Genomic DNA, 11,797 nt, shown 5'->3' with positions numbered 1-11,797 from the left:
GCGCTCAGTCCGGCGTCTCGAATCCAGATGGCGCGGCAATGCTCGTGCAAGGCTTGTGTTTAATTGCCGACAATCGATCGGCGATCGCAGCGCGCCGAGGGTAAGGCGTCCTTCCCTGCATAAGGGGAGCGTCAGCTCAGCTCGAAGCCGTCGACCAGGAAGTACGTTCCGTCGATCTTGCTGACGGTCAGGGTGTGCTGACCGGGCTTCAATCCCTTGACGGAGTACACCTTCTGCTGCACGCCGCGAGTGGCGGTGTTGGCGGTGACCGCCGGCCCGGCCACGCCGTCCAGGGTGATCCCGATCTTGCCCTCGTCGGAGTTGGTCTCGGTCAGGAACGAGACTCCGGTGCCGGTGAAGGTGATCGTCGCCGACGCCCCGTCCTGCTGGCTGTAGTGCACGTTGCCGTTCAGGTCGCCGTAGCTGCGACCGCCCTGGAACGACCAGCTGCCGATGTAGGCCACGCGCAGATCGTCGTCGTCGACCAGCTTGGACTTCGGGGTGTCGGGCCCGGCGGCGGCGAGGATCGCCCTGGCCGGCGCCGGCCAGTTCTGGTCAGCGACCACAGTGGACGGTTGCAGCGTGATGTTGGTGCCGTTGTTGTTGTAGTTGCCGGTGTCGGTGTAGTTGTCCACGATCTTGTCGTCGTGGATGGTCGGCGTCCACAGGTTCAGCCACAGCGCGCCGCCGATCGACTTCACCACGTTGTCGTGCGTGTACCAGAGGGAACTGCCCTCGTCGTGGTAGATGGCGTTGCAGCCGTTGACGCACTCGCCGAGCACGTTGCCAGTGAACTCGGACTGCGACGCCTGGCCGCCGAGGGTGTAGATCGGGCCGCCGTCGTTGAGCTCGCCCATGACGCTGTGCACGTGGTTGCCGACGACGTGGTTGCCGCCGGTGTAGGTGCTGCCGTGCGCGCACGGCTGCGAAAGGCCTTGCTTGGCCTGGAGATCGCAACTCGACGCCCAGCCCCAACCCCAGCCGATGGAGACGCCGGAGTACGGCGTGTAGCCGATGTCGTTGTGGGACAACGTGGTGTTGCGGCTGTGCCCGACCAGCACGCCGACGGAATCGGCGAACTCCTGACCGACGTACTGGATCGTGTTGTCGGACACGGTGTTTCCGCTGGTCATCAGCGCGGCCTGGGTCTGGTAGTAGTCGTCGACCTCGCCGACGGCGACACCGATTCCGGACGTGTCGGTGACGGTGGAGCGGTAGACCGTGGAGTCCTGGGTCTGGTCGGCGAGGTCGACGCCGCTGGTGCCCAGGTTACGGAAAGTGTCGTCGGAGAAGGTGATGCGTTGGCCGCGGTGCACCTGCACGGCGGCGGGAATGCGGATCGGCGACCGCGTGGTCGGATCCCACAGCACGCCCGCCTGGTTGTCGACGTACCCCTCGGCGGTGGGTGCGTTCCAGGTCGTATAGGCGAACGTGATGCCGGAGAAGGTGATGTCGTGCACGGGATTCACGACGTCGGGGATCACCGTGACGCCGTCGACGAGCATGTACTGCCCGCCGGCCTTGACCAGCTTGACCGTGTGCTGTCCCTTGGCCAGCCCGGTGACGCTGACGATCGCCTGCTGCGCAAGGCGTTCCGGCGTGGCGGCGTTGACGGTCTGCGTCTTGGCGCCGTCCACGTAGACGTCGATTGCGCCTTCGTCGGAGTTGGTCTCCGACAGCACCTGGAGGCCGGTGCCGGTGAAGGTGTAGCTGAAGGAGTCGCCGTCGGTGGTGGTGTAGTGCACGTCGCCGCCGAGGTCGCCGGTCGGCCGACCGTTCGAATAGCCCCAGCTGCCGGTGTAGGTGGCGCGCCAGTCGCTGTCGTTGAGCGGCGCGAGGTGCCCGGGCGTGCCGCTGACGTCCAGAAGTTGTTGCGCGGTGGGGAGTTCGACGTCGGCCTTGGCCAGGTTCTCGCCCGCGCGCGGCACGTAGTAGAGGTAACCGGCCGCGCCGTCGAGGTAGAACTGGCCGGGTGTGCCGAGCAGCTGGTAGGAGTTCTCGATCCAGCTGATGCCGTTGAGCGAGGGCAGGCCCGCGCCGTTGAACGGGAAGCCGGGGTTGGGCACGCTGCTGTGGTTGTTGTTCCAACAGCCCGGGTCGACCGTGAGGTCCGAGCCGCCGGCCGCGTTCTTCGCGATCGAGGCCAGCGGGCAGCGCATCTGCTTCCAGCCGCTGTCGTTGACCACCTCGACCTGGCTCTGGTTGGTCCACGCGGCGTACGAGCCGTCGGCGGTGGTGAAACCCGTTGCCGTGGTGGAGAAGCCGGCCGGGTTGGCGGCGCTGCGCGTGCGCTGGGCCCGCTTGCCGTCCACGAACAGATCGCGACTCTCGGCGCCCTTGGGCACCTTGGCCCGGTAGATGTTCTTGGCCGCGTCGACCTTGCTGAAGCCGGTGACCCGGCTGCCGCCACTGAGCACCGGGTGCTGGCCGGGGCCGGCCCGGTAGACGACGCTGTGCCCCGGTCTGCCAGAATCCTGCGGGCCCAGGGTGAACGGACTGGTGAGCCGGTAGGTGCCCCCGTTCAGCTCGACGACCACGTCACCGTGCTCGTGTCGGGCCCGGTCGCGGGCCGTGGTCAGGTCACAGGGCAGTTGAGCGGCGCATAAGTTGCCCCACCCATCGGGCGAAACGTGCAGAACATCCGAGGTGTACCCAGCCACACCCGTGGCGGTAGCGGCTGCTACCAGGTGCGCGGCGACAACGATGGCGAACCGCATCAGACCTCCATCGGACAGACGTCCGATGAATATAGGTGGCGCAGCCCCCCACGGCGAGAGCCAAAATCCGCGAGTCCCGTTCTCGGGCACTCATGTGTCGGGTTCCGGCCGGCGTGATGCCATGCCGGGCCGTGGCCAACGACAGCGGCGACCTCCCCGTCCTGGTCGTCGACCGCGCCCACTGCTCCGACCTCGACGACCTCGCCCGCGAGTTCTCCCGGCTGCTCTGCCACGGCGCCTGACACGGGGACCTGGACGCGCTCAACGACATCCCGCGTGGCGGCCTGCCCACGCCACATGCGCTTCCCATGTGACGCCTAATGCCACATGGGAAGCGCATGTGGCATTCGAATGTGCTTGAAACCGTATTTCGGTGTGCCGGAGAGCGGGACTCGCGGGGGTTCAGGCGGTGGGGAGGAGGCGGGCGGCGGGGCCGGGGGTGGCGGTGACGTCGCGGGGGGCGAGGTGGCCGTGTCCGGCGTCGCAGCGGAGTTCGGCGTGGACGGGGGCGCCGCAGTCGCGGTGGTGCAGCAGCAGGGCGGGGCCCTCGGGGTCGGCGGCGTGGCGGTCGCCCCAGTCCAGCAGGGCCACGAGGATCGGGTACAGCTCCTTGCCCTTGGCGGTGAGGCGGTACTCGTGCCGCGAGCGCTGCCCCGGCTCCTGGTAGCTTTGCCGGTCGAGGACGCCGTGCTCGACGAGCGTGGCCAGGCGGGTGGCGAGCAGGTTGCGGGCGATGCCGATGCGGCGCTGGAACTGCTCGAAGCGCCGGTGGCCGTAGAACGCCTCACGCAGGATCAGCAGCGACCACCGCTCGCCCACGATCTGGAGCGAGCGGGCGATGGAGCAGTTCTCGGCGCTGAACCCGGTGCTGTCGTCCACGGCGGTCAGTGTACTCTGGGTTCCAATCTGAGACTCAGACGGAGGACCGGGAGCGATGAAGCTGGCCGGCAAGACCGCCCACCTGGCCCACCACACCGCGACGAAGGCCGTGGCCACGGTGTTGCGCCGCGAAGGCGCCCGCGTGGAGACCGAGGCGACGCCGGCGGAGGCGGCGGCCAGGTTCGGCGGCCTCGACATCGTCTTCGCCGTCACGGACGCGACCGCCGCCCTGCCCCACCTGCGCGACAACGGCACGGTCATCCTCTGCGGCCGAGCCGACGCCCACCCGCCGGCCGCGCAGCTGGAGCCGAAAAGGATCCGGGTCAACTACGTGGTCGCCGACGCCACCACCGCCCTGCACGAGATCGCCGAGGCGGTCCTGCACCTGGCCTCCGACGAGGCCTTCAAGGCCCAGGGCGAGGAGATCGTGCTGACGACCGCCCTCGCCCTGGCCTCGTGAGGGCCTAAACGCCCGCCGCCACCCGAGCGGCGGCCCGCAGGGCACGCAGGGTCCGGGAGTCGGAGAAGCCGACGGCCCGCGCCGCCCCCTCCACCGTCGTCCCGCTGGAGATGAGGTGCTCGGCCCGCTCCAGCCGCAGCGCCTGCTGGTAGCGCAGCGGCGTGAGGCCGGTGGCGTCGCGGAACCGCCGCGTGATGGTGCGCTCGCTGCACCCGAACTTGCGGCTGAGCTCGGCCAGCCGCAGCGGCTCGGTGTACCGCTCGTCGATCACGTCCTGCAGGCGGTGGACCAGGTCGGACAGGTGGCTGCGGTGCCGCAGCAGGGCGCTGACCTGCTCGTCGGCGCCGTTGCGCCGGGCGTACACGACCAGCGCCCGGGCGATGCGCCCGGCCATGGTCGGGCCGTGCCAGGTGGCGACCAGGTGCAGGCACAGGTCGATGCCGCTGGCGATCCCGGCGGACGTGGCCAGATTTCCGTCCACTGTGTACAGGACGTCCCGCACGACCTCGGCCGCCGGGTAGCGCGCGGCCAGCTCGTCCTGGAGCTGGTGATGGGTCGCGCAGCGCCGCCCGTCGAGCAGCCCGGCCCGCCCGAGCGCCTCCGTGGCGGCGCAGACGCTGACCACCATGCCGCCCTGGCGGTGGTGCGAGCGCAGCATGGACAGCGCCCGCTCGCTGGGGGCGATGTCCTCCAGCGTCGCGCACTGTCGCCCTGGGACGATCACGATGTCGTTGGGGGACAAGGTGGGCCACGTCGTCGAGCACCGCACCGGCAGCAGCTCGGCGGTGACGATCTCGGGTTCGTCGGCCACATAGGACAGTTCGTAGGGCAGGCCGTAGTCACGCGCGGTGTGGAACACCTCGGCGGGGCCGGCAAGATCGAGCAGGTACACCTGCGGCTGCACCAGGAACACCACGCGGCGCATTGAACGCCTCCTCAACTAGCGCTGGCCGGTCTGTCCGGCGATGCTAGCGATGGTGTGGTTTCCGAGCCGTCATGTCGACCGGATGCATCCGGTTTCTGACTGGAAAACCGGGTCTGCTTGCCCGCGTGGGCAGCCGTTGGCCAGCCTGATGCCGCTGAAGGCCAGGGAGCTGATGGTCACCCGGTCCCAGAACGGCCACAGGTTCGGCAGCACCCGGAGCTGGATGCCGGCCGACGCGTGCAGCGCGAACAGGTCGCCGACGCGCTCGGGCGGACCGAGCGGCCGGACGGTGCGCGTGCAGACGTGGCAGTAGTCGCCGAAGGGCTCGAAGTCTGCCGCCGAGAGCCGGTAGGCGTACAGCTCGACGGTCCGCATGGCCTCCAGCCAGCCGTACTCGACGGCGTGAACTCGCTGCTCATCGCCGATGATGCCCAGGCGGTCGGCCTCGGTCGTGGACGGCTGCGCCCAGGCCATCGCCCGCGGGCACTTCCGCGGAAACCAGTAGTCGGGCGCCCGCTCGTGGTCCACGGCCCAGACGTAGGCCTCGGCGTGCTTGGACGTCGCGGCGACGTGCGGCTCGAAAACGGTGATCGTCGGGTCCTCGGAGAAGTGCAGTACCTGTCCCTCTTCAGGTCGCATCCGACCAGGCTATTGACCCCGCACAAGTCCATTTAGGTGCGCGTAGACGACGGCGTGCACGCGGTCCCGCAGTCCCAGCTTGGCCAGGATCCGCGACACGTGGGTCTTCACGGTCTCCTCGCCGACGTGCAGCTTGGCGGCGATCTCCGCGTTGCTGTCGGCCGCCGCCAGCAGCTGCAACACCTCACGCTCACGCGGTGTGAGCTGGGCCAACGCCGGCGGTTCGGACGGCGGCGCGACGGCCGTGGCGAAGCGGGTGATGAGCCGCTGCGTGACCGACGGGTCGATCAGGGCGTCGCCGCGGGCGGCCACCCGCACGGCGGTGATCAGCTCCTCCGGCGGCAGGCTCTTGAGCAGGAAGCCGCTGGCCCCGGCATGCAGGGCCCGGTAGACGTACTCGTCGTGGTCGTACGTGGTCAGCACGATGATCTTCGTGCGGTTGCCGGGCGCGGCCAGGATCGCCTCGGTGGCGGCCAGCCCGTCCATCTTCGGCATCCGCACGTCGAGCACGGCCACGTCCGGCCGCAGCCGCAGCGTCTCCGCGACGGCCGCGCTGCCGTCGCCGACTTCGGCCACGCAACGGAACTCCTCCTGGGTGTCGAGGATCGCGCGCATCCCCGAGCGGAACATCGCGTGGTCATCGGCCAGCAACACCTCGACGGTCATAGGGGAAACACCACCGCGGTGCGCCAGGTCCGGCCGTCGGCCGACGGGCCGCTGCTGGCCACGCCGTCGAACAGGGTGGCGCGGTTGGCGATGCCGGCCAGGCCGCGGTGCGCGCCGTCGGACAGCCGGGCGCCGGTCGGCATCGGATTGCTGGCAGCCAGCACGAGCGAGGTCTCCCCGTAGTCGAGGCGCACGGCGACTTCGGTGCCGTCGCCGTGCCGCAAGGCGTTCGTGAGCATCTCCTGCGCGATCCGATACAACGCGATGTCCAGGGATTCCGGCAGGTCACGGGGCTGGCCGGTGATCTCCAGCGTGGCCCGCAGGCCGGCCGAGCGCACGCCGTCGAACAGCTCGTCGATGTTGTCCAGGCCGGGTTGGCGGACGCTGCCGCCGCGGTCGCCGTGCAGCAGGTCGAGCAGGTGCCGGAGCTCGACCATGGCCGAGCGGGCGGCGCTCTCCACCGCCGTCACGGACGCGCCGACCTTGGCGTTCTGCTGGTCGCCGGCCATGATCAGCCGGGCCGCGCCGGCATGCACGTTGATCGCGCTGACGTGGTGGGCGATGACGTCGTGCAGGTCCCGGGCGATGGACGCCCGCTCCTCCACGACCGCCTTGGACACGGCTTCCTTGGCGTCGCGGCGTTCCTGCTCGGCCCGCTGCTCCAGCTCGGCCAGATAGGCGCGGCGGGTCGTGGTGTAGCGGCCGACCAGCCACGGCAGCAGCCCGTTCTCCACCATCACCAGCGGGATGATCGGCCAGTTGTTGAAGCCGTTGGCCATGTACCGCGACAGCCCGATGGCCACGGTGGTGACGACCATGGTGAGCCACGCCGGCTTGCCGCGCAGCCAAGCGCCCGCGCGGTAGCCGGCGATCATCAGGCCGGCGGTGTTGCCGGCTGCGCTTGGCCCGATCGCCAGCACGGCGAGCATCCGGATCAGGCCGTGGGCGACGGCGACGAAGCCGGACAGCCGGGCCGGGCCGGCCAGGCACAGGTCGGCGCCGATGATCAAGGTCAGGGTCACGGCCTGCGCGATGGTGGTCGGGAAGCAGTCCGCGTAGATCACATAGCCGACGTCCGCCAGCACGCACAGGCCGCTGACCAGCAGCGATTGACGCACCAACGTGTCGCGCACGGACAACAGCATCGTCCCTCCCCTGGGTTCGGCACCGATCATGCGTCAGTCACCCCTGATGCCGAGTCCCTCCCTCGGGGGACAATGATCCCCCGCGACCGGGGCGACCGGGGGGCTTTCGCTCTCTAACGTTGCCGACGATGAAAGCCACCGTCCTCGCCCTGTTGCTCGGGCTCCTGCTGGTCGCACCGGCCTACGCGGACACCGCGTCGGCCGGCGGCGACGTGCATGTCGCGCAGACGCTCGGCGACCGCGAGCTGACCGTGACGCTGCGCCGGGTCACCGGGGTCCCCGGTCCGCTGCACGTCGATGTGCTCACGCATGCCGGTTCTCCGGCGGGGACGCTGCGCCTGTCGATCACCGGGCCCGGCAGTCCCGAGGGGACCGCCGTCGCCCTCGGTGCCCGGCCCGGTTCCTACGGCGGGGAGCTCCACGTCGACGCCGCCGGCCGGTGGGAGCTGGCCATCGACGACGGACAGCGGGTGGCCCGCATCCCGTTCGTGGTGGCGGCGCAGGCGGTCAGCCCGCCGGAGAAGGCCGTCTACTTCGGATTCCTGTCCGCCGGGGTGTGCCTGCTGGCGGCGCTGATCGTGGCGACTCGGGCCCGCCGCGGCTGGTGGGCGACGATCCCGGTCGGCGGTGCGGTCGCCGGGGTGGCGGTGGCGATCACCGGCGCTGTGTTGTCGACGACGTTGCCGTTGCCGCCGCAGGCGGGGATGCAGGTGGACGCCGACAGGGTCAACACCACCGATCCGTACGCGCTGGCGCAGCCGTTGACCGGCGACTACTCGCGGCAGCCGGTCAACCTGTCGCTGTCGCCCACTTCGGTTGGCACGCAGGAGAAGTCGACCGTGACGTTGTCGCTGACCGACGGCGCGACCGGCCGGCCGGTGGACGACCTGATGGTTCACGACAGCGCGCTTGCGCACCTGATCGTCATCGGGCCGTCCGGGCAGCTGTGGCACCTGCACCCGATTCGCGTGGCGCCGGGCGTGTTCCAGGTTCCGCTGGCGTTCCCGGTTGCCGGTCACTACGCCGTGTCGGCCGAGCTGGCCCGGATCGGCGGCGGCGTGCAGCTGGCGCGGTCGGCCTCCGGTATCGACGCCAGCGGCGCTTCCGTTGAGACCAAACAGGATTCGCCGGACGTGCACGTGACCGTGCCGGAGTTCACCGCCGGACAGCCGGGAACCGTCGACGCTCGCGTTGGCGGCAAGGCAGATCTCCAGCCATGGCTGGGAATGCTCGGGCACATGATCGCCGTCGGCCCGCTCGGACCGGGCGGGGCGCAGGACGCGCCGGTGTGGGTGCACGCTCACTCGATGGGCGGCGACATGACGGGCATGGCCATGGCCGCCGGGTCGATGGGCGGCCTGATGCCGGTGAACGGGGACAGCGCACCGGACGAGACCGTTGCCGCGTACGGGCCGGACGTGGCCTTCACGTACACCTTCCCGCTGGCCGGCGATTACCAGGCCTGGATCCAGGTAGAACGCGACTATCGCGTCGAGACGATCCCACTGACCATCCACGTCGGCGCGGCATCGGTGGCCAAGCAGGGAAAGCACTCGGTTCAGGCCCACCTGGTGGACACCGGGACCGTGGAGCTGGACGTGTCGCCGTCGGCCGGCGCGACCGTGACCGTGCAGGCGGTGCAGCCGACCACCGGCTACTCGTCCGGTGCGATCCGGGCCGTGGCCACGGATGTCGGCAGGTTCAAGGTGACCGGGCTGCCGCTGATGACGCCCGGCCAGTGGGAGATCGTCACCACCGTTCGAGACCAGTCCGGAATGGACGAACACGTGTCACCGGTGACGGTGACCGGATGAGGGGGTCGGATATGAGGCCGATAGGGGCCGGATTCGTGTTGCTCGGCGCGGGGATATCGATGGTCGGCACATCATGGGATGTGCAGTGGCACATCGACGTGGGTCCGGACACCTTCTTCACGCTGCCGCACCTGTTCCTCTACGCCGGCAGCGCCATCGCCGGCATCGCCAGCCTGGCGGTGGTGCTCGCCGTGACCGCCGCGCAGCGTCGCGGCGAGACCCCCGACCCGCGGGACGGCGGCGTGGCGATCCGGGTGTTCGGCGGCCGCTTCACCGCACCGCTCGGCTACCTCGTCACCGGCGTCGGCGCGGCCGCGTTCCTGTTGTACGGCCTCATCGACCTGTGGTGGCACGGCGTGTACGGCTTCGACGCGGTGCTGAACTCGCCGCCGCACATCGCCCTGTTCACCAGCATCTCCATCACCATGGTCGGCGCGGTCATCGTCGCCGCCGCCGGCCGGGAGCAGCGGTGGGGCCGGATCGCCATGATGATCAGCGTCCCCCTGCTGATGACGTTCTTCCCCATCACCGCCAACGCTTTCCAGGGCATCAACCTGCCGTTCGACACGATCGTCGCCGCCACCACGCTGATCATCGTGCTGCTGCTGGTGCTCGCCCGGGTGGCCGTCGGCCGCCCCGGGATCGCCGTCGGCACCGGCGCCGCACTCCTGGCCATGCAGGCGATTCTGTGGGTGTTCACGCCGTGGGCCGCGGTCACCTACGCCGACGCGGTCGGCCTTCCCCTGCGGGACGGCATGGGCGGCGAGCCGCCGCTGATCCCGGGCGGCATCCCGCTGGCCGCCATCGTCGCCGCCGTCGCCATCGAGCTCCTGTTCCGGCGCGGCGGTCCGGCCCTGGCCGGCGGTGTCGCCGGCCTCATCCTCGGCTTCACCTTTGTCGTGCAACGGGATGTGCTCGACTTCGTGCCGCCCGTGACCACTGTGGACCTCATCGTCACCACGCTGGCCGGCGCCCTGTTCGGCCTGCTCGGCGGCTTCCTCGGCGCGCGCTTCGGCGCCACGCTGCGACTCCGGGAGAAGGTGACCGCGTGATCCGGCGCGTTTTCGCCCTGCTGGCCGCACTTGTGCTGATCCCCGTCGCCACGGCGACGCCGGCACTGGCCTACGAGCCCGTCAACATCGTGCACACCGAGCACGTCAAGGCCGGGCCCTACGGCCTCACCGTCGGCTTCTCCACCTGGCCGCTGCGGGCCATGCAGTCGTTGGACTTCACCTTCATCCCCGACGGCGGCATCGAGGACAAGACCGGGACCTTCATGCGCACCGGGCCGTCCGGCTCGCACACCCGCGCGCTGCCGATGGCCCGTCACCCGCGCAAGCGGGACGTCTGGGGCCTGGACGTCTTCGCCCTCCAGGTCGAGGGCAACTGGAAGTTCGACTTCACCATCGACGGCCCGCAGGGCCACGGCGCCGGCGCCCTGACCAACCTCCAGGTCCTGCCCCAGCCCGGTCCGCCGCTGGCCCTGAGCTGGGCGGTCTGCTCCATCCCCTTCGTCGCCCTGATCGGCTTCCTGATCGTGGTCTGGCGGCGGGGCAAGGTGAGACAACTGGCCGTGGCCTGAGCGGACGGCGGCCCGCACTCGCTCCCCGAGTGCGGGCCGCTCCGCACAGTCCCGTTCGTCGCCCACCATGCAGAACCCGGTCATGCCTAGGTGTTCTGCACGTGCTGCCAGCCGAAGCGCCCCTTGATGCAGAGGTTGCCGTGGGTCACCGAGCTCTCGTGCGGCGAGGTGACCTTGACGATCTCGTTGTCCTGCACGTGAAGCGTGAGGTTGCAGCCGACACCGCAGAAGGTGCAGACCGTGGTGGTGGCCGACTGGGCCGACTCGTCCCAGGTGCCCTCGGCGCGTTTGTCGTACTCGCGGCGGAAGCTGAGTGCGCCGGTGGGGCAGACCTCGATGCAGTTGCCGCAGTAGACGCAGGCGCTGTCGGGCAGCGGGGCGGAGAACTCGGTGGAGATGTGGGCGTCGAAGCCGCGGCCGGCCACCGCGATGGCGAAGGTGTTCTGCCACTGGTCGCCGCAGGCGTCGACGCACTTGTAGCACATGATGCACTTCGAGTAGTCCCTGACGTACAGGGCATTGTCGACCTTGGCCGGCTGGGCGACGGTGGCTGCGTCGGGACCGAAGCGCGCGGGATCAGCCCCGACGTCGGCCATCCAGTCGGCGACCTGAGGCGTGGTGGACAGATCGGTGGCCGAGCCCAGGAGTTCGAGCACCAGGCGACGGCTGTGCCGCGTGCGCTCGGTGTCCGTGTTGACGACCATGCCCGGCTCGACCTTGCGGGAACAGGACGGCACGAGGGTGCGAGAGCCCTCGACCTCGACCATGCACACCCGGCACGCGTTGGCCGGCTCCAGCGTGTCCCCGTAGCACAGGGTCGGCATGTCCTTGCAGGCACTGAGGATCGTGGCACCCTCGGGCACGGTGACCTGCTCACCGTCCAGAGTGAACTCCACCAGCCGGCGCGGCAGTCCGATGTCGACGATCGTCACAGTCCCACCTCGCTGGCGCTCGGCGGGTCTGCGACCCA

The 11,797-nt window shown here is 70.0% G+C and carries 11 protein-coding genes; 4 read left to right on the top strand and 7 right to left on the bottom strand.

Annotation, left to right across the window (positions count from 1 at the left end; all coding sequences use genetic code 11):
- Nucleotides 1-131: 131 nt before the first annotated feature.
- Nucleotides 132-2,717, bottom strand: coding sequence for a right-handed parallel beta-helix repeat-containing protein (locus tag AB0M73_RS38045; RefSeq protein ID WP_363901755.1), 2,586 nt, complete (start codon nucleotides 2,715-2,717; stop codon nucleotides 132-134).
- A gap of 402 nt (nucleotides 2,718-3,119) precedes the next feature.
- Nucleotides 3,120-3,596, bottom strand: a complete 477-nt coding sequence (locus AB0M73_RS38040; protein WP_363901753.1) for a helix-turn-helix domain-containing protein — start codon at nucleotides 3,594-3,596, stop codon at nucleotides 3,120-3,122.
- A 55-nt stretch (nucleotides 3,597-3,651) separates the two neighbouring features.
- Between AB0M73_RS38040 and AB0M73_RS38035 the strand changes: the two genes are divergently transcribed.
- Nucleotides 3,652-4,056, top strand: a complete 405-nt coding sequence (locus AB0M73_RS38035) for a hypothetical protein (RefSeq protein ID WP_363901751.1) — start codon at nucleotides 3,652-3,654, stop codon at nucleotides 4,054-4,056.
- Nucleotides 4,057-4,060: 4 nt separating this feature from the next.
- Here the strand turns inward: AB0M73_RS38035 and AB0M73_RS38030 are convergent, their stop codons facing one another.
- From AB0M73_RS38030 to AB0M73_RS38015, 4 genes are all read right to left on the bottom strand, one after another.
- Entirely contained in the window at nucleotides 4,061-4,981 is a 921-nt protein-coding gene (locus AB0M73_RS38030) for a DJ-1/PfpI family protein (protein ID WP_363901748.1), read from the bottom strand.
- Nucleotides 4,982-5,050: 69 nt separating this feature from the next.
- Complete coding sequence (locus AB0M73_RS38025) at nucleotides 5,051-5,620, bottom strand: DUF6886 family protein (RefSeq protein WP_363901746.1); 570 nt, start codon at nucleotides 5,618-5,620, stop codon at nucleotides 5,051-5,053.
- A gap of 9 nt (nucleotides 5,621-5,629) precedes the next feature.
- Nucleotides 5,630-6,286, bottom strand: coding sequence for a response regulator transcription factor (locus AB0M73_RS38020; RefSeq protein WP_255360965.1), 657 nt, complete (start codon nucleotides 6,284-6,286; stop codon nucleotides 5,630-5,632).
- Nucleotides 6,283-7,431 carry a histidine kinase gene (locus tag AB0M73_RS38015; RefSeq protein WP_363901742.1) on the bottom strand — a complete coding sequence of 383 codons (1,149 nt, stop codon included), beginning with the start codon at nucleotides 7,429-7,431 and terminating at the stop codon, nucleotides 6,283-6,285. The genes AB0M73_RS38020 and AB0M73_RS38015 overlap by 4 nt, the downstream gene beginning before the upstream one ends.
- Before the next feature lie 128 nt (nucleotides 7,432-7,559).
- On the opposite strand from AB0M73_RS38015, the gene AB0M73_RS38010 reads away from it, so the two are divergent.
- From AB0M73_RS38010 to AB0M73_RS38000, 3 genes are read left to right on the top strand one after another with little or no spacing between them, the layout of a single operon-like run.
- The gene (locus tag AB0M73_RS38010) at nucleotides 7,560-9,245 is read left to right on the top strand and encodes a hypothetical protein (protein WP_363901739.1); all 1,686 of its coding nucleotides are present in this window, start codon (nucleotides 7,560-7,562) and stop codon (nucleotides 9,243-9,245) included.
- Nucleotides 9,246-9,304: 59 nt separating this feature from the next.
- Nucleotides 9,305-10,297 carry a hypothetical protein gene (locus AB0M73_RS38005; RefSeq protein ID WP_363901737.1) on the top strand — a complete coding sequence of 331 codons (993 nt, stop codon included), beginning with the start codon at nucleotides 9,305-9,307 and terminating at the stop codon, nucleotides 10,295-10,297.
- A complete protein-coding gene (locus tag AB0M73_RS38000) occupies nucleotides 10,297-10,827 on the top strand; it encodes a hypothetical protein (RefSeq protein WP_363901760.1) in 531 nt (176 codons plus the stop codon). The genes AB0M73_RS38005 and AB0M73_RS38000 overlap by 1 nt, the downstream gene beginning before the upstream one ends.
- Before the next feature lie 86 nt (nucleotides 10,828-10,913).
- Here AB0M73_RS38000 and AB0M73_RS37995 read toward each other — a convergent pair whose 3' ends face one another.
- A complete protein-coding gene (locus tag AB0M73_RS37995; RefSeq protein WP_363901734.1) occupies nucleotides 10,914-11,759 on the bottom strand; it encodes a 2Fe-2S iron-sulfur cluster-binding protein in 846 nt (281 codons plus the stop codon).
- Between the last annotated feature and the right edge of the window lie 38 nt (nucleotides 11,760-11,797).

The sequence above is a fragment of the Kutzneria sp. NPDC051319 genome (genome assembly GCF_040682195.1).
In the GTDB taxonomy this organism is placed as follows: domain Bacteria; phylum Actinomycetota; class Actinomycetes; order Mycobacteriales; family Pseudonocardiaceae; genus Kutzneria.
This window is presented reverse-complemented; position numbering and strand designations above follow the sequence as displayed.

Bases quoted from the DNA above. Each gene is read 5' to 3' on its own strand.
- AB0M73_RS38045 (WP_363901755.1), bottom strand. From the start codon at position 2,717: ATGCGGTTCGCCATCGTTGTCGCCGCGCACCTGGTAGCAGCCGCTACC.
- AB0M73_RS38035 (WP_363901751.1), top strand. From the start codon at position 3,652: ATGAAGCTGGCCGGCAAGACCGCCCACCTGGCCCACCACACCGCGACG.
- AB0M73_RS38030 (WP_363901748.1), bottom strand. From the start codon at position 4,981: ATGCGCCGCGTGGTGTTCCTGGTGCAGCCGCAGGTGTACCTGCTCGAT.
- AB0M73_RS38025 (WP_363901746.1), bottom strand. From the start codon at position 5,620: ATGCGACCTGAAGAGGGACAGGTACTGCACTTCTCCGAGGACCCGACG.
- AB0M73_RS38020 (WP_255360965.1), bottom strand. From the start codon at position 6,286: ATGACCGTCGAGGTGTTGCTGGCCGATGACCACGCGATGTTCCGCTCG.
- AB0M73_RS38015 (WP_363901742.1), bottom strand. From the start codon at position 7,431: ATGCTGTTGTCCGTGCGCGACACGTTGGTGCGTCAATCGCTGCTGGTC.
- AB0M73_RS38010 (WP_363901739.1), top strand. From the start codon at position 7,560: ATGAAAGCCACCGTCCTCGCCCTGTTGCTCGGGCTCCTGCTGGTCGCA.
- AB0M73_RS38005 (WP_363901737.1), top strand. From the start codon at position 9,305: ATGGTCGGCACATCATGGGATGTGCAGTGGCACATCGACGTGGGTCCG.